This window comes from Brevibacterium sp. S22, from assembly GCF_004745485.1.
Taxonomy (GTDB): Bacteria; Actinomycetota; Actinomycetes; order Actinomycetales; family Brevibacteriaceae; genus Brevibacterium.
The window spans coordinates 130578-152885 of the sequence record NZ_RHFG01000004.1; the positions used below are offsets into that span (position 1 = coordinate 130578).

The 22308-nt window shown below is 65.2% G+C and carries 20 protein-coding genes; 10 read left to right on the forward strand and 10 right to left on the reverse strand.

Annotated features, from left to right (window positions below):
- The first annotated feature begins 75 nt into the window (after positions 1 to 75).
- Positions 76 to 897: an SDR family NAD(P)-dependent oxidoreductase gene (locus EB835_RS06050; protein ID WP_240688573.1), complete on the forward strand. Its 822-nt coding sequence runs from the start codon at positions 76 to 78 to the stop codon at positions 895 to 897.
- A gap of 158 nt (positions 898 to 1055) precedes the next feature.
- Positions 1056 to 2555: an amino acid permease gene (locus tag EB835_RS06055; protein ID WP_205749875.1), complete on the forward strand. Its 1500-nt coding sequence runs from the start codon at positions 1056 to 1058 to the stop codon at positions 2553 to 2555.
- A gap of 73 nt (positions 2556 to 2628) precedes the next feature.
- Here the strand turns inward: EB835_RS06055 and rlmB are convergent, their stop codons facing one another.
- Complete coding sequence (gene rlmB, locus EB835_RS06060; protein WP_135808573.1) at positions 2629 to 3567, reverse strand: 23S rRNA (guanosine(2251)-2'-O)-methyltransferase RlmB; 939 nt, start codon at positions 3565 to 3567, stop codon at positions 2629 to 2631.
- A gap of 61 nt (positions 3568 to 3628) precedes the next feature.
- Positions 3629 to 5080, reverse strand: coding sequence for a cysteine--tRNA ligase (gene cysS / locus EB835_RS06065; protein WP_135808574.1), 1452 nt, complete (start codon positions 5078 to 5080; stop codon positions 3629 to 3631).
- A gap of 257 nt (positions 5081 to 5337) precedes the next feature.
- Between cysS and EB835_RS06070 the strand changes: the two genes are divergently transcribed.
- Complete coding sequence (locus EB835_RS06070; RefSeq protein WP_135808575.1) at positions 5338 to 6897, forward strand: sodium-dependent transporter; 1560 nt, start codon at positions 5338 to 5340, stop codon at positions 6895 to 6897.
- A 1-nt stretch (position 6898) separates the two neighbouring features.
- Entirely contained in the window at positions 6899 to 7024 is a 126-nt protein-coding gene (locus EB835_RS06075) for a methionine/alanine import family NSS transporter small subunit (RefSeq protein WP_135808576.1), read from the forward strand.
- A 152-nt stretch (positions 7025 to 7176) separates the two neighbouring features.
- On the opposite strand, the gene EB835_RS06080 is transcribed toward EB835_RS06075, so the two are convergent.
- Positions 7177 to 8670 (reverse strand): amino acid permease, encoded by a 1494-nt coding sequence (locus EB835_RS06080; RefSeq protein WP_168216641.1) that lies wholly within the window; start codon positions 8668 to 8670, stop codon positions 7177 to 7179.
- 277 nt (positions 8671 to 8947) lie between these two features.
- Between EB835_RS06080 and EB835_RS06085 the strand changes: the two genes are divergently transcribed.
- From EB835_RS06085 to EB835_RS06095, 3 genes are all read left to right on the forward strand, one after another.
- Positions 8948 to 10039 carry an S-(hydroxymethyl)mycothiol dehydrogenase gene (locus EB835_RS06085; RefSeq protein WP_135808578.1) on the forward strand — a complete coding sequence of 364 codons (1092 nt, stop codon included), beginning with the start codon at positions 8948 to 8950 and terminating at the stop codon, positions 10037 to 10039.
- A complete protein-coding gene (locus tag EB835_RS06090) occupies positions 10039 to 10710 on the forward strand; it encodes an MBL fold metallo-hydrolase (protein WP_135808579.1) in 672 nt (223 codons plus the stop codon). Before EB835_RS06085 ends, EB835_RS06090 begins: the two co-directional genes overlap by 1 nt.
- A gap of 147 nt (positions 10711 to 10857) precedes the next feature.
- Complete coding sequence (locus tag EB835_RS06095; RefSeq protein WP_240688574.1) at positions 10858 to 12261, forward strand: amino acid permease; 1404 nt, start codon at positions 10858 to 10860, stop codon at positions 12259 to 12261.
- Here EB835_RS06095 and EB835_RS06100 read toward each other — a convergent pair.
- Genes EB835_RS06100 through EB835_RS20550 form a run of 3 tightly spaced genes read right to left on the reverse strand, consistent with a single transcriptional unit; the run spans position 12230 to position 15244 of the window.
- Positions 12230 to 13363: a hypothetical protein gene (locus EB835_RS06100; RefSeq protein ID WP_135808580.1), complete on the reverse strand. Its 1134-nt coding sequence runs from the start codon at positions 13361 to 13363 to the stop codon at positions 12230 to 12232. The genes EB835_RS06095 and EB835_RS06100 overlap by 32 nt on opposite strands.
- 16 nt (positions 13364 to 13379) lie before the next feature.
- Complete coding sequence (ispF, locus tag EB835_RS20250; protein WP_240688589.1) at positions 13380 to 14768, reverse strand: 2-C-methyl-D-erythritol 2,4-cyclodiphosphate synthase; 1389 nt, start codon at positions 14766 to 14768, stop codon at positions 13380 to 13382.
- Positions 14762 to 15244, reverse strand: coding sequence for a CarD family transcriptional regulator (locus EB835_RS20550; RefSeq protein WP_025779034.1), 483 nt, complete (start codon positions 15242 to 15244; stop codon positions 14762 to 14764). Before EB835_RS20550 ends, ispF begins: the two co-directional genes overlap by 7 nt.
- Before the next feature lie 374 nt (positions 15245 to 15618).
- On the opposite strand from EB835_RS20550, the gene EB835_RS06115 reads away from it, so the two are divergent.
- The gene (locus EB835_RS06115) at positions 15619 to 16182 is read left to right on the forward strand and encodes a hypothetical protein (RefSeq protein ID WP_135808581.1); all 564 of its coding nucleotides are present in this window, start codon (positions 15619 to 15621) and stop codon (positions 16180 to 16182) included.
- A 254-nt stretch (positions 16183 to 16436) separates the two neighbouring features.
- Here EB835_RS06115 and EB835_RS06120 read toward each other — a convergent pair whose 3' ends face one another.
- On the reverse strand, positions 16437 to 17120 hold the full coding sequence (locus EB835_RS06120; RefSeq protein ID WP_135808582.1) for a response regulator transcription factor: 684 nt from the start codon (positions 17118 to 17120) through the stop codon (positions 16437 to 16439).
- Positions 17117 to 18550: a sensor histidine kinase gene (locus tag EB835_RS06125; RefSeq protein WP_240688575.1), complete on the reverse strand. Its 1434-nt coding sequence runs from the start codon at positions 18548 to 18550 to the stop codon at positions 17117 to 17119. Before EB835_RS06125 ends, EB835_RS06120 begins: the two co-directional genes overlap by 4 nt.
- 266 nt (positions 18551 to 18816) lie before the next feature.
- On the opposite strand from EB835_RS06125, the gene phoU reads away from it, so the two are divergent.
- Positions 18817 to 19479 carry a phosphate signaling complex protein PhoU gene (gene phoU, locus EB835_RS06130; protein WP_135808583.1) on the forward strand — a complete coding sequence of 221 codons (663 nt, stop codon included), beginning with the start codon at positions 18817 to 18819 and terminating at the stop codon, positions 19477 to 19479.
- 135 nt (positions 19480 to 19614) lie between these two features.
- On the opposite strand, the gene EB835_RS06135 is transcribed toward phoU, so the two are convergent.
- Positions 19615 to 20544: an EamA family transporter gene (locus tag EB835_RS06135; RefSeq protein WP_135808584.1), complete on the reverse strand. Its 930-nt coding sequence runs from the start codon at positions 20542 to 20544 to the stop codon at positions 19615 to 19617.
- Positions 20545 to 20615: 71 nt separating this feature from the next.
- Here EB835_RS06135 and EB835_RS06140 point away from each other — a divergent pair, with 71 nt between their 5' ends.
- On the forward strand, positions 20616 to 21533 hold the full coding sequence (locus EB835_RS06140) for a LysR family transcriptional regulator (RefSeq protein ID WP_135808585.1): 918 nt from the start codon (positions 20616 to 20618) through the stop codon (positions 21531 to 21533).
- Between the two features lie 4 nt (positions 21534 to 21537).
- On the opposite strand, the gene EB835_RS06145 is transcribed toward EB835_RS06140, so the two are convergent.
- On the reverse strand, positions 21538 to 22281 hold the full coding sequence (locus EB835_RS06145; protein WP_135808586.1) for a phosphoglyceromutase: 744 nt from the start codon (positions 22279 to 22281) through the stop codon (positions 21538 to 21540).
- Positions 22282 to 22308 lie beyond the last annotated feature (27 nt).

Genomic DNA, 22308 nt, shown 5'->3' on the forward strand with positions numbered 1-22308 from the left:
CGGGCATACCTTTGAAGTCCACGGAGACGACACCGGAGTCGCTCCTGAATCGAACCCCGTTTGGAAGGATTCCCGATGTCGACGAACGAGCCGATGCCCACGAACGAGAACAATCCGTCGATCCCGTCCCTGTTCGACCTCGGCGGCCGCACCGCCGTCATCGTCGGAGCGGGCTCCGGGCTGGGGCAGGCCAGTGCGATCGGACTCGCCGACACGGGGGCGCATGTCGTCGTCGCCGATCTCAATCTCGCCGGCGCCGAGGAGACCGCTGCTCTCATCGCCGACCGTCGCACCGGGTCAGCCACGGCTGCGGCCGTCGATATCACGGACACGGCGTCGGTCGATGAGCTCGTCTCCGCGGGGGCCGATGCGCAGATCCTCGTCATCACTCCGGGTGCGAACGTGCGCAAACGGCTCACCGACACCACCGATGACGAATTCGACCGGGTCATCGACCTCAACCTCAAGGGCACGTACCGGCTGATGCGCGGCTTCGGGGCCGAGATGGGCGACCGCGGCCGCGGGTCGATCGTCACCTACGCTTCGTTCCGGGCCCTGACCGTCGAACCCGGGCAGGGTCTCTACGCGGCGGCCAAGGCCGGAGTCGTGCAGCTGACGAAGACGATGGCCAGCGAGCTCGGCGGACAGGGTGTGCGGGTCAACGCGATCCTGCCAGGACCCTTCGACACTCCCCTGACCCAGCAGATCAAGGCCGATGAGACCTGGTGGAACGCCTATGCGGACAAGACCGCCCTGGGGCGGTGGGGGCGTCTGCACGAGATCGCCGGACCCGTCGTGTTCCTCGCCTCGGACGCGTCGAGCTATGTCACCGGGCATTCGCAGCTCGTCGACGGCGGCTGGATGGCCCACGACGGTCGCTTCACCCCCGAGGTGTGAGGACTGTGAGTCCTGGCATCGCGGTATGAGGGCAGTGCCTCGACGGGTGAGGCCAGTGGCTCCCGACGTGTGAGATCGGCGACGCGCGAGGCGACCGTTCCCCGTGATCACGGGGAACCCGACCGAGAAGATATGCATATTCATGCAAGACTATTCATATGACCGACTCTGACATGCCCTCCGCACACCCGGCAGCCGCCTCGGCGAGGGTGCTGCGCCAACTGGGACGGCGCAAATCAATCGGTGCCATGGTCGCGGACTCACGGATCGACGCAGAGGGCTCCGGCGGACTGCGGCGGACCTTCGGCGTCTTCCAGCTGACGATGATCAGCGTCGGCGCCACCTTGGGCACGGGCATCCTCGTCATCCTCGGCGAGGCCGTTCCCGTGGCCGGTCCCGCGGTCTGGATCGCCTTCGTCCTCGCCGGCATCACGGCGCTGCTGTCGGCGGTCAGCTACGCCGAGATGGCCGGAATGGTGCCGGTGTCCGGATCGAGCTATTCGTATTCGTACGCCACCCTCGGCGAAGGTGCCGCCTGGGTCTGCGGCTGGTGCCTCGTCCTCGAATACGCGGTCTCGGTGGCCGCGGTCGCCGTCGGCGCCGCCGACTATGTCAACGAGACCCTGCGCGTCTTCGGCCTCGAGCTGCCCGAGTCCCTGACCACGGGGCCGGGGCTGGCCGAGAACCCGGGCGGGGTCATCAACGTCTCGGCCCTCGTCGTCGTGGCCTTGGCGACCGTGCTGCTCATGCGCGGAGCCCGCGAATCCGGTGTCGTGAATACGCTCCTCGTGTTCGTCAAGATCGGCATTCTCGTGTTCTTCGCCATCGTCGCGTTCACCGCGTTCAAGGCCGGCAACTTCGCTCCGATGCTGCCCATGGGCGCCGCTGGAGTCACCGCGGCCGCTTCGAGCGTGTTCTTCTCCTATATCGGCTTCGATGCCGCGTCGACAGCGGGTGAGGAGGCGAAGAATCCGCGGCGGGACCTGCCGCGGGCGATCATCTTCTCGATGCTCATCGTCACCTCGATGTACGTCCTCGTCGCCGTGACCGCGATCGGGGCGAGACATTGGCAGTGGTTCGAAGGCGCGCACGCCCCGCTGGTCCAGATCGTCGAGGAGATCACCGGGTCGAACATCGCGGTGCTGCTCTTCGCCGTGGCTGCAGTGCTGGCGATCTTCTCGGTCGTCATCACCGTGCTCTACGGCCAGTCGCGGATCCTGCTGACGATGGCCCGCGACGGAATGGTGCCGAAGATCTTCGGTGTCGTCTCCGGGCGGACGGGCACTCCCTTGGTCGGAACCCTCATCATCGGCGGCCTCGTCGCGATCACCGCGGCGTTCATCCCGCTCGGCGAACTCGCCGACGCCACGAGCATCGGCACCCTCTTCGCGTTCTGCCTGGTCAATATCGCCGTCATCTACCTGCGGTTCAGGCGCCCCGACCTCGACCGCTCGTTCAAGGTCCCGTTCGGGCCGGTCGTGCCGGCGCTGGGAGCTTTAGCGTGTGCGTTCCTCATGGTCAACCTCGGCGGACGGACCTGGATCGTCTTCTGCGTGTGGATGGCCGTCGGCGCTCTGGTCTACTTCACCTACAGCCGCCGCCACTCGGTCGTCGGCCGACTCAGCGAGCAGGACTACCGCACCACCGTAGACGCCTGATTACTACCTGACGGCGGCTCAGCAACCTCGCGCGAGGTTGCTGAGCCGCCGTCAGGTAGTTCTGAGGGGAGTTTTAGGGGCGGCGGGCTCTAGCCACCTCGTAGAGCGAGACCGCTGCCGCGATGCCGGCGTTGAGTGACTCGGTGGTCGCGGCGATCGGGATCGACACGATCTGGTCGCACTTCTCCGAGATGAGCCGCGACAGACCTTTGCCTTCGGATCCGACGACGATGCACAGCGGATCGCGGGTGAACGTCAGTTCGGGCAGGTCGACGTCGCCGTCCATGTCGAGGCCGACGACGAAGACGCCCTGCTTCTTCAGCTCATCGATCGACCGTGCCAGGTTGACCACCTGTGCCACGCGGATCCGCGAAGCGGCACCGGCCGAGGTCTTCCACGCAGCGGCCGTCATCGAGGCGGCGCGACGTTCGGGAATGATCACACCGTGACCGCCGAAGGCCGCAGTCGACCGGACGATGGCACCGAGGTTGCGCGGATCGGTGACTCCGTCGAGGGCCACGAGCAGCGGGGTCTCGGCCCGTTCGGCGGCGAATTCGAGCAGATCGGACGGATCGGCGTAGTCGTACGGCGGGACCTGCAGGGCGATGCCCTGGTGGATCGCATCGTCGGTGAGCCGGTCGAGGTCGGGCTTGCTCGCCTCGAGCATCGAGATGCCGCGCTGAGTCGCCAGAGTGATGGCCTCGCGGACCCGATCATCGGAGTCGATGCGCCCGGAGACGTACATCGCGGTAGCCGGAACGCCTTCGCGCAGAGCCTCGAGGACCGAATTGCGTCCGGCGACCATATTCGGCCCGAGCGCCTTCTTCTTCCTCTTCGCCTGCGCCGAGGCGTTCGAGTTCTTCCGCTGCTGCGCGGCCTTGTGCGCCTTGTGGTAAACACGGTCCTCGGCCTTGGGCGTCGGCCCCTTGCCGCGCAGACCGCGCTTGTTCTTGCCGCCCGACCCCTTGGTCGGGCCCTTCTTCGAACCGCCGGAGCGGGGATTGGAAGCCATATGATTCCTATCAGATGCATTGGGGCCGCGGGCTCATGCCCGTGACCGAAATTCTTCGACCTCAGCCCTCGCCGAGGTGGTACCGGTACCCGTCGGCCGTGTCCTCGATGATGACGCCGGCCGCGGCCAGTTCGTCGCGCAGGGCATCCGCGGTGGCGAAGTCCTTCTCCGCCTTCGCTCGAGCCCGCCGCTCGGCAATGGTGGCCACAAGCGAGTCGAGCGCGGACTCCGCCTTGGCGTCGGCCGCCGATCCGGCCCACACCGCCGAGCTGGGATTGACGCCGAGGATGTCGAGCATGAGCTCCACCTCGGCGACGATCCGTGCCAGTCCCGCCCGGTGGCTGCCGGAATCGAGGAGCTTCGCCCCCTCGCTCACGGAGGCGAAGACCACGGACAGGGCACGGGGCACACCGAGGTCGTCGTCGAGGGCGGCGGCGAATTCGGCAGGAACGTCGACGCTGCGTCCGGCATAGGAGTCGCTGACGTCCGGCAGTGCCGGAGCGTCCGCTCCGAGCGCCTGGCGAGCACGGGCGAGGAAGTTCTGCAGTCGCTCGAGCGAGGCCGCCGACCGTTCCATGGCCTCGCTCGAGAAGTCGAGGATCGACCGGTAGCCGGCACCGGTGAGGAAGTAGCGCACAGCCAACGGGCTGAACGCAGCGAACAGGTCGGAGGCGAAGACCGAGTTGCCCAGAGACTTCGACATCTTGTCCCCGCCCACATTGAGCAGACCCGAGTGCATCCAGATGTTCGCGAAGCGATCCCCGGCGGCACGGGACTGGGCCAGCTCGTTCTCGTGATGCGGGAAGCGCAGGTCGAGTCCGCCGCCGTGGATGTCGAAGTTCGACCCCAGGTACTTCGTCGACATGGCCGAGCATTCGATGTGCCAGCCCGGTCGGCCCCGCCCCCACGGCGAGGGCCAGGACGCGGTGATCGGCTCCGAGTCCTTGTGCGCCTTCCACAGCGCGAAGTCCCTGGCGTCCTTCTTCCCGCGCAGTTCGGCGCCTTCGGACAGCTCCATGTCCTCGAGCTTCTGGTTCGTCAGTGCCCCGTAGTCGCTCCACGAGGCGGCGTCGAAGTAGACATCGGCGCTGCCGTCGAGTGCGGGGTAGGCATGGCCGGCCTCGATGAGGCGGGAGATGAGTTCGATCATCTCTGTGATGTGCCCGGTCGCGCGGGGTTCACTGCTGGGAGGCAGCACGTCGAGCGCGTCATAGGCGGCGGTGAAGGCGCGTTCGTACTTATACGCGTGAGCGAACCATTCCCGTCCCTCCTCGATCGACTTCGACAGGATCTTGTCGTCGATGTCCGTGACGTTGCGGACCATGGTCACCCGCAAGCCGCTGTAGAGCAGCCAACGCCGCAGAGTGTCGAACACCGAGGCCGAACGCAGGTGGCCGATATGGGGCTCGCCCTGCACCGTGGCGCCACAGACGTAGATACCGACCTGGCCGTCGTGGACGGGGCGCAGTTCTTCGGTCGTGCGGCTGGCGGTGTTATAGAGCGAGATAGTCACGCCCACAAGTCTACCGGGCCTGGCCGATTTCCCCGTTTCGAGCGATTCGATACAAGACTGTTATGCACCTCACGTGATGCACAGCACAACACTCAGAATATTCACAGTAAAGTGGACGCAAGTCATGAAGTCCACGGCGCGAACGGCGAAGGCTGTTCCCGCCCGCGGGCTTCGCGTGTGCCTGACCGTCTCACGGACGAGATCGGGAGGGCGGAAATTCGGCCCCGACCAGAACGGGTCGAACAGGAAAGGACATCATGTCTCCAAAGAAAGCACCCCAGAGGGAGGTCTTCGTCTCCCGTGGCGCGTTCATCTTCGCGGCCATCGGTTCGGCGATCGGCCTCGGCAACATCTGGCGCTTCCCGTACGTGACCTACGACAACGGCGGCGGCGCCTTCATCATCCCCTATCTCGTCGCACTGCTGACGGCGGGCATCCCGCTGCTCTTCTTCTACTATGCGATGGGACACCGTTCGCGCGGTTCGGCGCCGTTGGCATACCGGATGACGCACAAAGCGGCCGAACCGATCGGCTGGTTCGCCACCGGCGTGGCCGTCATCATCGGCATCTACTATGCCGCGATCATCGGCTGGGCCGGGTCGTACATGTTCTTCTCCCTCACCGAGGCGTGGGGCGACGATTCCGAGGGCTTCTTCTTCGGTGAGTACCTCCAGATGGGCGATCCGGGGATCTCGTTCGAGTTCGTGCCCGGGGTCCTCATCCCGATCATCATCGTCTGGATCGTCGTCCTCGGGATCCTTCTGCTCGGTGTGCAGAACGGCATCGCCGGCTTCTCGAAGATCTTCATCCCGCTGCTCATCATCCTCTTCCTCGCCCTCGTCATCCGGTCGCTGTTCCTGCCGGGCGCAGCGGACGGACTCAACGCACTGTTCACCCCCGATTTCGGAGAGTTGACGAACCCGAAGGTGTGGATCGCGGCCTACGGACAGATCTTCTTCTCCCTGTCGATCGCCTTCGGCATCATGATCACGTACGCCTCGTACCTGAAGAAGAAGACGAACCTCACCGGTGCCGGACTCGTCGTCGGATTCTCGAACTCCGCGTTCGAGATCCTCGCCGGCATCGGCATCTTCGCGGCGCTGGGCTTCATGGCCACTGCGCAGGGCGTCGCGGTCGGCGATGTGGCGACCGACGGCATCGGGTTGGCCTTCGTCGGCTTCCCGACGCTGATCTCGCAGATGCCCGGCGGAGCGATCTTCGGCTTCGTCTTCTTCGCCTGCCTCGTGTTCGCGGGTCTGACCTCGCTGGTCTCGATCGTGCAGGTGCCGATCCAGGCGCTGCGCGACAAGTTCAGCGTGAGCAACCGCACCTCGACGATCTTCATCGGCGGCGCGATGGCGGTTGTGTCGATCCTGTTCATGCCCACGATCACCGGCCTCTACGCCCTCGACACCCTCGATGCCTTCGCGAACAACATCGGCATCGTCGGCTCCGCGGTCCTCGCGATCGTCGTCGTCGCGTGGATCCTGCGTAAGATGCCGGTGTTCAGCCGCCACCTCAATGCGGTCTCGAGCTTCAAGCTCGGCAAGATCTGGATGGCCCTCATCTCCATCACCGGAGTGGTCCTGGCCTACATGCTCATCACGCAGATCGTCACCTACCTCACCGAAGGCTATGAAGACTATCCGCCGCTCATCACCGGCACCTACGGCTGGGGCATGATCGCTCTGCTCGCCGTGGCCGCCGTCGTCCTCACGCTGGTCAAATGGCCGCAGGCGAGGCTCGACGAGATGGACAAGGACATCGCCGACGCCGTCGCCGCAGAGAACACCTCCACAGAGAACAAGGGAGTCTGACATGGGCACATCAGCCATCATCATGATGATCATCGCCATGGTCACCGTCTGGGGCGGCCTGGGAGCAGCGATGCTGCACCTGCGCAAGCACCCCGACGAGGAGCGAGCTCCGCGCCCTCTCCGCTGACATAACGAAGGCGGTCCGTTCCCTGCTGACAGGGAGCGGACCGCCCTTCTCGTTCCCGGCCTCACCCTCACCGAGGCGACCCCCGGGTCCCAGCCCCACCCTCACCGAGGTGGCCGACCACGACCTCGCGACATCCCCGGCGAGGGTGGGGGTCAGTTCACGACCGCCTCGGCGGGGGCGTTGAGCCTGCTGTGCTTGCGGGAGTAGGCGAAGTACACGACGAGGCCGATGCCCAACCACACGATGAAGCGGATCCACGTGTCCATATTGAGGTTGAGCATGAGGTAGAAGCAGATGACCGCGGAGATGATCGGCAGCGCCGGGACGAACGGGACCTTGAACGGACGCTCGAGCTCGGGGCGAGTGCGACGCAGCACGATGACGCCGATCGATACGAGCACGAAGGCCGAGAGCGTACCGATGTTGACGAGCTCGGCCAGCGTGGACAGAGGCACGAACGCGGCGATGACCGCGATGATCACGCCGGTGATGATGGTGAACCGGTACGGCGTGCCGTATTTCGGGTTCGTCTTCGCCAGCCACTGCGGCAGCAGACCGTCCCGAGCCATCGAGAACCCGACGCGGGTCTGCCCCATGAACAGGATCATGCAGACGACGATGAGGCCGATGCAGGCGCCGATCGCGATGAGGCTGCCCATCACGGGCAGACCGACGTTGACGAACGCCGTCGCCAGCGGCGCACCGTCCTCGGGGTCGATGTCCTTGTAGTTCTGCATGCCGGTGATGACGAGCGAGACGGCGATGTAGAGGCCGGTGACGATCGCCAGTGAGCCGAAGATGCCGATGGGCAGGTTCTTCTGCGGGTTCTTCGTCTCCTCAGCAGTCGTCGCCACGACGTCGAAGCCGATGAAGGCGAAGAAGACCATGGCGGCCGCGGCGAAGATTCCGCCGACGCCGAAGACGCTCGGCTCGAGACCGAAGAGCCCCTGCACGATGGGCAGGTGCAGCATCGATCCGCCGGTGTCGGCAGGCTCCTCGGCCGGTGGGATGAAGGGCACCCAGTTCGAGACCTTGACGAAGAAGAGGCCGACGATGATGACGGCGAGGACGACGAGGACTTTGAGGATGGTGACGATGATGTTGATTCGGCTCGAGAGTTTGATGCCGGTGACGAGCACGACCGTGAGTCCGAGGACGAGCAGTCCTGCCGGCAGGTTGATCCACCCGTTCTCGGCCGTGGCGATGGCTTCGGGGATCGCCAGCGGTGTGCCGTCGAGGACGACGGCGAGGTATTGGCTGAACGACGTGGCCAGTGCGGCCGATCCGACGGTGAACTCGAGGATGAGGTCCCAGCCGATGATCCACGCGAGCAGCTCGCCCATCGTGGCGAATGTGAATGTGTAGGCGCTGCCGGCCACCGGCACGGTCGAGGCGAACTCTGCGTAGCACAGTGCCGCGAGCCCGCAGGCCACTCCGGCGATGAGGAACGAGAGCGCGATGCCGGGTCCGGCGTTCGTCGCTGCGGCCTGCCCGGTGAGGACGAAGATTCCGGCCCCGATGCAGACGCCGACTCCGAAGATGACGAGGTCGAGGGCGCCGAGGTTCTTCTTCAGCTGATGTTCTGGATCCTGTGTGTCACGGATGCTCTGTTCAATGGATTTTGTGCGTTTCCATTCGCCTGCCATGACTCCTCCTCTGCAGTATGGCATGGCCCCTGCTCACCCTTGTGGCTCAGGTCACCGTTGGAAATTTGCCGAGCAACAGTAAACCACATCGTGAGACATACCACCATATGGACAGCCGAGTTTGTGCCCACCTGTCGAACGCCGCTGGTCGGAACCGTCGCGCCTGGTTAGGGTAGGGCTGTCCGGAACATCTCAGCGCCTTCGGCACTCGCCGAGGCAGCGGCCTCTCCTCCGGACCGGTTCCGGGCGAGGTCGCAGAAGAACACTAGGAGGCGCAATGCCACAGACTGTCAAGGGCGTGATCTCCCGGAGCAAGGGAGCTCCCGTCGAACTCACTGACATCGTCATCCCCGATCCGGGGCCGGGCGAGGTCGTCGTCGATGTGAAGTCGTGCGGCGTCTGCCACACGGACTTCCACTACCGCGAAGGCGGAATCAGCGATGACTACCCGTTCCTGCTCGGCCACGAGTCCGCCGGAGTCGTCTCCGAGGTGGGCGCTGGAGTCACCGAGGTCGAGGTCGGGGATTTCGTCATCCTCAACTGGCGCGCGATCTGCGGCGACTGCCGTGCCTGTAAGCGCGGCGAGCCCTGGTACTGCTTCGACACCCACAATGCTTCGCAGAAGATGACCTTGACCGACGGCACCGAGCTCGAGGCAGCTCTGGGCATCGGCTCGTTCGCCGAGAAGACCCTGGTCGCCGCCGGTCAGTGCACCAAGGTCCCCGAGGCGGACCCGGCAGTCGTGGGTCTGCTCGGCTGCGGAATGATGGCTGGGATCGGTGCGGCCATCAACACCGGCGAGGTCACCCGCGGCAAGTCCGTGGCCGTGATCGGTGCCGGCGGCGTCGGCTGCGCTGCGATCGCCGGTTCGGCTCTGGCCGGGGCGAACACGATCATCGCCCTCGACATCGACGAGAAGAAGCTCGACTGGGCCAGCGACTTCGGCGCCACGCACACGGTATCGACGAAGGGCATGAGCGAGGACGAGGTCGTCGCCGCCATCCAGGAGCGCACCGGCGGCTTCGGCGCCGACGTCGTCATCGACGCCGTCGGCATTCCTGCCACCTGGCGGCAGGCCTTCTACGGCCGTGACCTCGCAGGCACCGTCGTCCTCGTCGGCGTGCCGACCCCGGAGATGGAGCTGAGCGTTCCGCTGCTCGACGTCTTCGGCCGCGGCGGCAGGCTCAAGTCCTCGTGGTACGGCGACTGCCTGCCCGACCGCGACTTCCCGATGCTCGTCGACCTCTACCAGCAGGGGCGCTTCCCGCTCGAGAAGTTCGTGTCCGAACGCATCGGCATCGGCGATGTCGAATCCGCTTTTGAGAAGATGGCCGAAGGCCGAGTCCTACGATCGGTGGTGGAACTGTAATGACTGCTATTGAGCATCTCGTCACATCAGGGACGTTCTCCCTGGATGGAGAGACGCACAACGTCGACAACAACGTGTGGATCATCGGCGATGATTCCGAGGTCATCGTCATCGACCCGGCCCATAATGTCGATGCGATCGCCGAGGCGGTCGGATCCAGAGACGTCAAGGCCATTCTGCTCACGCACGGTCATGACGACCATGTCGGAGTCGTCCGCGACTTCGCCCAGCGGGTGGGCAACCCCACCGTGTACCTCAATCCCGATGACTATGTGCTGTGGGATATGACCTATGAGAACTACCGTCCCGACGGACAGATCGCCCACGGCGACACCTGGACCGTCGGCGGAGTCAAGCTCAAGGCTCTGCACACACCGGGCCACTCCCCCGGTTCGACGTGCTTCTTCGTCGAGACCGGTCTGCCGGTTCCCGCATCGGCGGGCGCCGGTCGCGCAGTCGGACCGGTGCTGTTCTCCGGAGACACCCTGTTCAACGGCGGCCCCGGAGCCACGGGGCGTTCGTACTCGAGCTTCGAGACGATCATCGAATCGATCCGCGATGTGCTGTTCCCGCTGCCCGAGGCGACCGTCGTGCTCACCGGACATGGTGACTCGACGTCGATCGGTGCCGAGAGTCCGGCCCTCGAGGACTGGATCAAGCGCGGCCACTGATTCGGCTCGCCGGCCCCGACGCAGCTCGCGTCAGGGCCGGCCGCCGATCAGCCTCTGACCGACCGCAGCTCGCAGACGCGGGTCGCGACCCATACGGGTCCGCGACCCGCGTCTGCGCTTTCCGGCCCCGACGGATAGACTCGTCTGGTGCCTGAATCACAGTCTTCGCAGCCCGCCGAGTCAGCGTCGGCCTCGGCTTCCGCCACCACGTCCGATGGCCTCAAAGTCGGGATGAAGCCCCGCCACTTGGTGATGATGAGTCTCGGCTCGGCAATCGGCGCCGGTCTCTTCGTCGGCTCCGGCGCCGGAGTGCAGGCGGCAGGTCCCGCCGTCCTCGTCTCCTATGTCGTCGCGGGCCTCATCGTCATCTTCGTCATGAGGGCGCTGGGCGAACTCGTCGCCGCCGATCCGAACCCGGGTGCATTCTCCCACTATGCAGGCAAGGCCATGGGCCCGGCAGCGGCCTTCGCGGTGGGTGCTCTGTGGTGGGTCCAGCTGTGTCTCGTCGTCGCGGCCGAGGCCACTGCCGCCGCACAGATCGCAGCCGCCTATATTCCGGCGGTCCCGCAGTGGGTCATCGCCCTGGTGATCATGCTCATCTTCACGGCCATCAACCTCACCACCTCCGGCAGCTTCGGTGAGTTCGAGTTCTGGTTCTCTCTCATCAAGGTCGTCTTCGTCGTCCTCTTCGTCGTCCTCGGGGCCGCGTATCTGTTCGGATGGACCCCGGCCGAACCGCCCGCGCAGATCTTCTCCGACGGATTCATGCCGACCGGCATCTCCGGCATCGCCGCCGGTCTGCTCGTCGTCGCCTTCGCTTTCGGCGGGATCGAGATCGTTGCCGTCGCCGCGGCTGAGACCGCGAATCCCGAACGCAGCGTCAGCCAGGCGATCAAGACGATCGTATGGCGCATCCTGTTCCTCTACATCGGGTCGGTGGCGGTCATCGTCCTCGTCCTGCCGTGGACGGATGAGCGTCTGGCGGAGTCCCCGTTCGTGGCTGTGCTCGAAACCGCTGGGCTGCCGTTCATCGCCTCGCTGCTGGCCGCGGTCATCGTCATCGCGCTGCTGTCGTCGATGAACGCGAACATCTACGGAGCGTCGCGGATGTCGTTCTCGATGTCGCAGCGGTCCATGCTTCCGCGCGGACTCGGCCGCACCAATCGTCGCGGCGTGCCCGTGCCCGCGGTGCTGGCCACCTCGGCGTTCGGTTTCGTCGCGGTCGGGCTCAACTATTTCTGGGCCGCCGAGGTCCTCGGAGTCCTGCTCAACATCGTCGGCTCGACACTGATCGTCACGTGGGTCGCGACCCTCGTTTCGCAGATCGTGCTGCGTCGTCGCGCCGAGGCGGCCGGCCGGTCCCTGCCCCTGCGCATGTGGGGCTACCCGTGGCTGTCGTATGTCACCTTGGCCGGAATCGCCGTGATCATCGGGCTCGGCCTGACCGTCGCGTCCGTGCGCTTCCAGATCGTCGGGACCCTCATCTTCGTCGTCGCGCTCTACCTCGTCGGCCTCGTCGTCACGAAGCGCCACCCCGCCGCACGGACCTGACCCCTCCGTTCACCGTCGCCGAGGCGGCACTCGGCTTCCCATCTTCAGTTGAGGTGGCGCTCTGCGTCCGTTCTTCAGCTGAAGCGGCTCCCGACACGTCGCTGTCGTCCAACGCGGCAAGGAGCTCGCGCAGAGCGTGCGCGGAGTCCGCGGATTCGGCCCAGCCCGTGAGCATATCCCGGGTCTGACCCACATGCCGGGCGAAGTGCCTGCCCGCGTAGCTCGTGACATCGATCGGCACGATCCGTTCCAGGGTGTCGAGCACTGCCCGAGCGGCAGACACGAACACGGGCATCGGCGCGCCGAGCTCGGCGCGCATCGCTTCACCGGCGGCCTCTGCCGGTCGGCTGAGATGTGACTTCAGGGCCGCCCAGTTCCCACCGCGGACAGTCAGCTCGGCGACGAAGGGAATGAACACCGCCGGTGGCAGCAGCACGGCATCCATCGGCACAGGCAGGATGAGCCGACCCAGCCTGCGGGCAAGCGAACGCACAGTGGCGTGCTGCCCAGCGACGAGGAACCGCGGCGCACCGGCAGGCGCCCAGAATCTCACCTCTCGCCCCGGCTTGTTCGTCCGGCCGGCTGCGTCTTCGCGATCGTCGGTCCGGTTCTTGTTCTCAGCCGCATTCCGAGAGCCCAGCGGCACACCGGCGTCCAGCCGTTCGGAGAGGAACGCGGGCCCGAACACGACCACCTCGGTGCCGGGAAATTCGGCACGTGCCCGCTCGAGGTCGCCGTCGACCTGGCTCGTGATCGCGATGAACGCCGGTGAGATGTTCCGAATCGATGTGGCCACTGCGGGGTCGAGATCGCTGGGACGGGTCGTGAGCACAGTGAGATCCCAGCTTCCCGCAGCGGCTGCCTCGGCCCAGTCTGTGATCGTCACCCGCCGAGTCGCGGCCACTGAAGTCACCGACCAGCTGCCGTGCCCGACTCCAGTCCGACCGGAATCCGTCGGGTCGAGGGCGCTCACCCGTCGTGGAAAGGCCGCCCGCCCGTCGGCGCCGGCCGAGCGGGAGACGACGGCGACCTCATGAGCATCGGTGAAGATCGCGGCCCCGGCGATGCCGATGGCACCGGCTCCTTGGAAGAGGATTCTCATTGCGAGTTCTTCCGGCTCATCTCGAGTGGATCAGTGCCGTGGCGGTGGCGGCGATTCCCTCTCCCCGACCGGTCAGGCCGAGACCGTCGGAGGTGGTGCCGGATACTGACACCGGCGCTCCGACTGCGGCCGTCAGAGCGTGCTGGGCGTCGGTACGGCGAGTGCCGATATTCGGTCGGTTGCCGATCACCTGGACGGATATGTTGCCGATCTCGAAGCCTGCTTCGCGGACGATGCGGGCCGCCTCGGCGAGTAGGACCGCGCCCGAGGCCCCGGCGAATTCCGGACGGTCGACGCCGAAGTGCTCACCGAGGTCGCCGAGCCCCGCAGCTGAGAACAGTGCATCGCAGCAAGCGTGGGCGGCCACATCGGAGTCCGAATGCCCTTCGAGCCCGGGCTGCCCCGGCCACAGCAGCCCCGCGACCCAGAGTTCGCGTGCGGGATCGGACGAGAAGGCGTGGACGTCGACGCCGATGCCGGTGCGGGGAATGATCTGATTTGTTCCTTGCTCGCGCAACCGAACGAGCCGCTCTGCGAGGACGAGGTCCAGCGGATAGGTGATCTTGAGCGCTTCTTCGTCACCGTCGACAGCGACGACGTCGATGCCGAGGCGTTCGACCAGCCCCGCGTCGTCAGTCGCTCCCACACCACCCGGCGATGCGACGCCACCGGTCGGGTCCGCGCCACCGATCGCAGACTGCTCGTAGGCCCGCAGGAGCACCTCGCTGCGGAACCCTTGCGGAGTCTGGACTCGTCGCAGTTCGGCCCGCTCGAGGTCTCCTCGCACCACTGCACGGGTTCCTGCGTCCACAGCCCCCGCAGGAACCGGATTGTCTGGTCGATCCACGGCGGTCTCGGCGTCAGAACCGCTGTGGATCGACCAGACAATCCCATTGGAAACGGGTTCCGCCCCCGCCACTGGGTCGGCGACGGCGCCTCGGGCGGCATCAATCGGGTCAGCGACGGTCCGTCGGACGGTGTCGATCATCGGCAGAACCGGTACGACCGCCTCGGCGCCGGAGTGCAGCGCGGCGATCACTCGTGTGAACACATCGGGCGGGGTCAGACACCTCGCGGCATCATGGACGAGGACGAATTCCGCGGCACCGATATGTTTCAAGGCTGTTTGCACTGAGGAAACGCGATCTCTTCCACCTGCTACAGATGTCATTGAAATTTCGCATTTCGTCTTTGCGGCCACATCTGCGATTTCTTCGCGTGCGTGCAAAATAAACTCCTCGGGAGCGGCCACCACGATTGTGGAGGCGACTCCCGAGGAGATGATCGTCTCGAGGCTGCGAGCCAGAAGTGTCCGTCCGCTCACACGGACGAAAGCCTTCGGCTCACTGCGCCCCAGACGTGATCCCGACCCTGCGGCCGGGATGATGACACAGGTGCTCAGGATGCGAGCACTTCGTCCAGCAGAGCTTCTGCCTCGGACTCTTCCTTCTTCTCGGCCAGGGCGAGTTCGGAGACGAGGATCTGGCGAGCCTTCGACAGCATCCGCTTCTCTCCGGTCGACAGGCCGCGGTCCTGTTCGCGACGCCACAGATCGCGGACGACCTCGGCGACCTTGATGACGTCACCGGACTGCAGCTTCTCAACGTTGGCCTTGTACCGGCGGGACCAGTTCGCGGGCTCTTCGACGAATTCGGCACGCAGGACATTGAAGACTTTCTCAACGCCTTCTTCACCGACGACATCTCGCACACCGACCAGATCGCAGTTCTCTGCCGGGACCTCGATCACGAGATCGCCGTGTGCGACCTGGAGCTTGAGATACAGCTTCTCCTCACCTTTGATGGCTCGTTTCTTGATTTCTTGGATTGTCGCTGCACCGTGATGTGGATAGACAACAGTGTCGCCGACCTGGAAACTCATATTCTCTTCAAACCCCTTTCGCGGAATCCCAGTTTACCATGAGGCTCGCCACAGAAATCGTTCAGGGCGGCGAATCTTCATGCTAGGCTCCGCCTCCGCCGCACGCCGGATCCGCTCTCCAGCTTGCCGTGACCGACACCTCTGCCGCCTCTGTCAGCGAGAACGACGGCGAGAGGGAGCATTGCCACGCAGACCCGAAGAGAACCTCGACCGATTGCAACGCGGGCCGGACTTCGTTCGCTCTTCACCGAAACTTCAGCCGCGACGCGCCCGAGCGTCGCAGAACTCTGTCTGCACCGACCACCCGGTTCTACAGCGGGTCAAAAACCGGGTAGTATACAGACTGATCTTGTATTGCCACTTCAAGGAGCATAATGAAACGGCACAACCGCGCGGCTCTCGCCGTTGCCGCACTCGCTCTCGTTATCCCCGTCAGCGGATGTGCAAGCCTGCTGTCTCCCCATCAGACTGCCGAATACATCTACAACGGCGGCGACGGAGCTTCGGGATCTGTCGGTGACATCGAAGTCCGTGGACTCCTGCTCATCACGGACGAAGAGGGCTCGGGCCCGGCTCAGCTGTTCTTCACCCTCATCAACAGCGGTGAGTCCACCGCCAAGGTGTCCCTCGAGGTCGGCGGCACCACGGTGAGTGAATCGGTCAAGGCCGGCGAGACGTTCGTCCAGGACCCGAAGAGCCCTGAGACCTCGTCCGAGGACGTCGTCACCGTCGACGGTCTCAAGGCCGAGCCCGGCGATCTGGTCGACATCACGATCAAGAACGGCAGCGACGAGAAGGTCTTCGAGACGCAGCTGCTCACCGACGTTCTGCCGTACTACGAAGAGTACGTGCCGTCGGAGTCGCCGTCCGAGTCGCCGTCGAACATGCCCGGTGATGATGCCGACACCGCTGAAGGAACCGCAGCAGCCAACGGCTGAGCGGTCCTCTCGAGGATCAGACGATCGGTCCACAGCAAGGTTCGGAACCGGTTCTGCGCGGAAGCACAGTTCTTCGCGAGAGCTTCGCGAGAGCACAGGCCTTCGCGAGAGCACAGAAGGAGCCGCTCACACCATGTGAGCGGCTCTTTCTGCATTCACCGCCAGCTGGTTGCATTCACCGCCAGCTGGCCGCGTTCAGCGTCAGCCGGCTGCTTTCATCGCCTGCAGGCAGCACTCGCCGTCGGCCGGCGGCCTCACGCCTCGAACTTGTACCCGAGCCCGCGCACAGTCGTGAGCAGGCGCGGCTCCGAGGGGTTCTCCTCGATCTTCGCACGCAGACGTTTGACATGGACGTCGAGCGTCTTCGTATCGCCGACGTAGTCCTCGCCCCAGATCCGGTCGATGAGCTGACCGCGAGTCATCACGCGTCCGGAGTTGCGCACGAGGATCTCGAGCAGCTCGAACTCCTTGAGCGGCATGGACTGCTCTTCACCACGCACGGCCACGACGTGGCGTTCGACGTCGATGCGCACTCCCCCGGCCTCGAGCACGGCTTCATCATCGAATTCCTCGGTCTCGACATTGCGTCGCAGCACCGCCCGCACACGAGCCAGCAGCTCACGTGAGGAGTACGGCTTCGTCACATAGTCATCGGCGCCGAGCTCGAGCCCCACGACCTTGTCGATCTCCGAATCCTTGGCCGTGAGCATGATGATCGGCACATTGGATTTCGCCCGCAGCTCACGGCAGACCTCGGTGCCGGAAGCACCGGGCAGCATGAGGTCGAGCAGGACCAGATCGGCGCCGGTGCGGTCGAACTCCGCCAGAGCCTTGAGCCCGTCGTCGGCGACCGTCACCTCGTACCCTTCCTTACCGAGCAGGTACGACAGTGGGTCCGAGAACGAATCTTCGTCCTCGACAAGCAGAATACGAGTCACGTTGTGAGCTTCCTTTGTTCGCTTTCTTCGGTCAGATTCTTGGGTGAGCCGGCGGTCGCCCCGCCGTCTCCATTATCACCGGCGGGCCCGTCATCATCTCCGGCGGGATCGTCGATACTGTCGCCCCCGACTTCGTCGGTGACATCATCATCGTCATTCTCCGCTCTCGCCGAGGTGGCCGGACCGTCGACGTCGGACGCTGCGGCTCCGTGGCCGTCGTCGTCCACCGAGGAGGTCGTTGCCGGGTCCGCTGAGTGTTCGAGGAGGACCCCGGCCGGTGCCGAATCGGCGGCGGAGACTTCGGCTGCGGTTCCGGCCAGCGGGAGCACGATGGTGAACGTCGACCCCTTGTTCAGCTGGCTCCATACGCGCATTTCACCGCCGTGGGTGGCGACGATGTGCTTGACGATGCTCAGCCCCAGGCCCGTACCTCCGGTGATCCGGGAGCGAGCCGGATCCACCCGGTAGAAGCGTTCGAAGACGCGCTCGGTGTCCTGAGCGGTCATGCCGATGCCCTGATCGGTCACGGCGATCTCGATACGCTCATCGACGAGATCGACTCCGACTCCCACACGGGTGCCCTCCGGCGAATAGTTCACGGCATTGTCGATGAGGTTGCGCACCGCATTGACGAGCAGTTCGTAGTTGCCTTCGATGAGCAGGTCGCTGGGCGGAGAGACCTCGATATGGATGCTCTTGCCTTCCGCCCCGGTTCGGGCACGGTCAGAGGCATCGTCGACCACCTCGGCGACGGAGATCTTCTCGGTCGAAGCGGGAGCGGCGTGGTCCTGGACGCGGGAGAGGTCGATGATCTCCTGCACCAGCTGGGTCAGCCTCTTCGACTCCCGCTGCATCCGCCCACCGAAGCGTTCGACAGCGGCCGGGTCGTCGGCGAAGTCGGTGACCGCCTCGGCGAGCAGAGCCATCGCCCCGATCGGTGTCTTGAGTTCGTGGGAGACGTTGGCGACGAAGTCGCGGCGGACGGCGTCGACGCGTTTGGATTCGGTCTGATCGTCGCAGAGGACGAGGACGAAGGAGGTGCCCAAGGGGGCGACGCGAGCATGGAGGAAGCGGAGCACGGATTCCGAGTTCTCACGTGTCTGCTCGAGGTCGATCTCCTCGATGAGACCGCGGGCGCGGACTCGGCCGACGACCCGCAGCATCTCTGTCGATGCCAGCGAGTGGCCTCTGACCAGGCCGAATGTGTATGCGGCCGGGGAGGCTTTGACGACGTCGTCGCCGGCGTCGATGACGATCGCGGCCGAAGGCAGGACGGCCAGGACTTCGGCGATGCCTTCGGGCAGGTCGTCCTCGGAATGCAGATCGGCAGCATCGCGGGAGCGTTCGCTGAATCGGAACGCAAGAATTCCCGCTATACCCAGGCCCAGGCCGACGACGCCGGTCAGGACCGCCACTACTAAGAGATCCACAGCCTCAAGCTTAGGCGTTGCCCACCGTCTCGGCGCACCGAATTCACTTCTGGCCACCGTATTTGCCGAGGAATTCACCTTCTCGTCTGGAGACGTTCACTCGATCGTGCGATGCTGACGTCTGTGTGCCTGCGTTCCCCGCCGTTCTCGCCTTCTGCTTTCCCCCGCTGAGGGCGCGGACCGGAAGCGCCGGCACCCCTCCGACACCACGCACCACCGACAGTCACTCCCGATTGTCATGATCAAGAGTTAGGGAACCGCAGTTCATGCGCGAAGTCTTCAGAAACGAATTGGACGATCTGGCCACTCAGCTGGTCGGCATGTCCACCAAGGTCCTCGAGGCCATCCGCCTGGCCAATCAGTCGCTGCACTCGAATGATCTCGAGCTGGCCGAGCAGGTCATCGAGGCCGACTCCGTCATCGACAATATGCAGTTCACCCTCGATCAGCAGGCGGCTGAGATGCTCGCCCTGCAGGCTCCGGTGGCCGCGGATCTGCGCGCTGTCATCGGATCGCTGCGGATGTCGGCATCGCTCGAGCGGATGGGTGACCTCGCCCGTCACATCGCTCAGCAGGTGCGCATCCGCTATCCGGAGTCCGCGATCCCCGATGTCTTCGACTCGACGTTCGCGCGGATGGGTGAGTCCGGTGAGAAGATCGCCGAGGCGACGCAGCGCCTGCTCTCGAATCCCGGCCTGTCCGATGTCCCGACGATCAACGCCATCGACGAGGAGCTCGACGAACTCCATCTGAGCGTGTTCGCGAAGCTCGCCGAGGTTCCGGCCGGTTCGCTGGCTCCCCGCCATATCGCCGATGTCACCCTGCTCTCGCGGTACTACGAGCGCTTCGGTGATCACGCGGTGTCGGTGTCGCAGAAGGTCGAATACCTGCTCACCGGAAACTGGGAACCCTACTTGTCGAAGAAGTAGGCACTCAGCGCGAAGAAGCACACCCGCCCCGGCACTGCTGTGCCGGGGCGCTTCGCATATCCGTGCCCTTCACAGCTCCGGTCCCGACGGTCCCGGTTGAGGTCGCGGCACCCCCGGCCGGAGGCTTCCGGGGCGTCAGTTCGCGGAGACCTCTTCCCGGGTCTGACTCACGACGACCTTTCGGCGCCTGCGTGTGCCGCGTGCCAGGGTCTTGAACACTCCGGTCGTCACGGCGACGCCGAGGAGCAGCAGGACTCCGCCGATGAGTTCGGCGCTGCTCGGCCGGTCTCCGAGCACGATCCAGGCGGAGATCACTCCGACCGGCGGGACGAGCAGCGAGAACGGTGCCACCTGGGAGGCCGGGAAGCGGGCGAGCAGCGAGTTCCAGATGACATAGCCGACCAGCGAGGCCAGCCCGGCGGTGTAGACGACCGAGGCGACGACGCCCCAGGTCGGGTGCGTGAGAGCGTGGGCCACCTCGGCGGGTCCGTCGATGAGCGTCGACAGTGCGACCATCGGGATCGGGACGACGAGAGCCGACCACACGGTCATCTGAACACCGTTCGTACCGGGCTTCACACCGCGGGCGATGACATTGCCCGTCGCCCAGGACAGGGCAGCGCCGACGGCGACGAGGAACGCGACGATCGGCACGGACGCCTGCAGGCTCAGGCCGATGACGGCCAGACCGACGAGACCGATGAGGATGCCGATGATCTGCCGGCGGCTCGGGATCTCGTGCAGCACGAGGGCTGCGACGATCACGGTGAACGCAGCTTGGATCTGGATGACGATCGAGGTCAGGCCGACTGGCAGACCGAGTGCCATCGAGGTGTAGAGAAGGCCGAACTGGCCGGCCGACATGAAGGTGCCGATGAGGAGGATACGGCCGAAGGAGCCGCGGGGAAAGCGGACGAAGAAGATCGCCGGCACCACGACGAAGGTGAAGCGGGCGGCGACGAGGAGCAGCGGCGGCCAGTCGCGGAGACCGAAGTCGATGAAGATGAAGTTGACGCCCCAGAGAACGACGACGAGGAGGGCGAGCATGTAGTGGACCGAGCGCATGACTCAAGCATTCCAGTCACGTCGTAAAAATTCCATTGAAAGTCTGTCCACTGTTTCATTAAGATAATTTGATGATCGATACTGTTGCACTCCGCACCCTCGTCGTCCTCGATTCGCTCGGATCGGTCACGGCGACAGCCGAGTCCTTAGGGTATACGCCGGCGGCGGTGAGTCATCAGCTGCAGAAGCTCTCGCGCTACCTCGGCGCTCCGGTGACCGAGCGGACGGGCCGCGGCATTGCGCTGACTCCGGTGGGCAGGGAACTCAGTCGGCGCGGGGCCGGCCTGCTGGAGGAGCTGGAGAGCCTTGAGACCGCCGCCCGGGCTCAGTCGGGTGAGCCGCGGGGACGGATCACGGTCGGCGGATTCTCGACGGGGATCCGCGGACTGCTCGTGCCCGCTCTTCCGAGGTTGGCCGCCTCGGCGCCGGAACTGACCGTGACGAACATCGAGGAGGAGCCGGACGAGCTGATCGAGATGGTCACGGCAGGCCGAATCGACGCTTCCCTCATCTTCGGCTGGGATTCGTCCTCACTCCACCTGCCGGCGACCCTGATCTCGGAACGGGTCGCTGTGGATCGGGCCGATATCGTCATGCATCGCGATCATCGCCTGGCCACCAGCGCCGAGGTGACCCGCAGTGATCTGCTCGGGGAGATGTTCGTTTCGGCTCCGCGCAATGCCGTGTGCCATCGGTGGCTGACGGCGCTGTTCGAGGAGCTGCACAGCAAGCCGCGGATCGACTATTGGGCCATCGAATACGACACGCAGATCGAGTTCGTGCGTGCCGTCGGGGCGTTGGCGCTGGTGCCGCGGTTGGGCAGGCCGCATCTGCCGTCCGATGTCGTCGCTGTGCCGCTGGATGATCCGAGCATTGCCCGCACGATCTCGCTGGTGTGGCGGAAATCGATGTCGGCCTCCCCCGCGATCGCCTTTCTGCTCGAGGAGATGAAGGCGATCGCGGGGAAGGCCGAGACGATCAGTGCGTGAGTCCTCAGCGCCCCTGGTTGGCGACCTGGCCGATGGCCGCTGCGGCCGCCGCAGGGTCGAGGTAGGTGCCTCCTGGGGTGACCGGGGTGAATTCCTCGGTGAGTTCGTAGTGCAGCGGGATGCCGGTGGGGATGTTCAGCCCCGTGATGTCGGCATCGGAGATCCCGTCGAGGTGCTTGACCAAGGCGCGCAGTGAGTTGCCGTGGGCGGCCACGAGCACGGTCTTGCCGACGGTGAGCTCAGGAACGAGGGTGTCGTACCAGTAGGGAAGCAGACGGTCGATGACGTCGGCGAGGCATTCGGTGCGGGGCATCGCGTCGCCGAGGTTGGAGTAGCGGGCCTCGCCGGCCTGCGAGAACTCCGAGCTGTCGGCCAGGGCCGGCGGCGGGGTGTCGAAGGACCGGCGCCAGGTCATGAACTGCTCTTCGCCGAATTCGTCGCGGATCTCCTTCTTGTTCTTGCCCTGCAGTGCACCGTAGTGGCGCTCGTTGAGGCGCCAGCTGCGATGGACGTCGAGCCAGGACAGGTCGGCGGCTTCGAGGGCGATGTTCGCGGTGAGGATCGCGCGCTTGAGTCGTGAGGTGAAGACGACATCGGGGATGAGGTCCACCTCGCGCAGGAGCTCACCAGCGCGCTGGCCTTCGGCACGGCCCTTGTCGGTCAGGGTCACGTCGACCCATCCGGTGAACAGATTCTTCTGGTTCCATTCGCTCTCGCCGTGGCGCAGCAGGATGAGGTTATACGTCATGGCCCCATTTTGGCATGACTGTTCAGA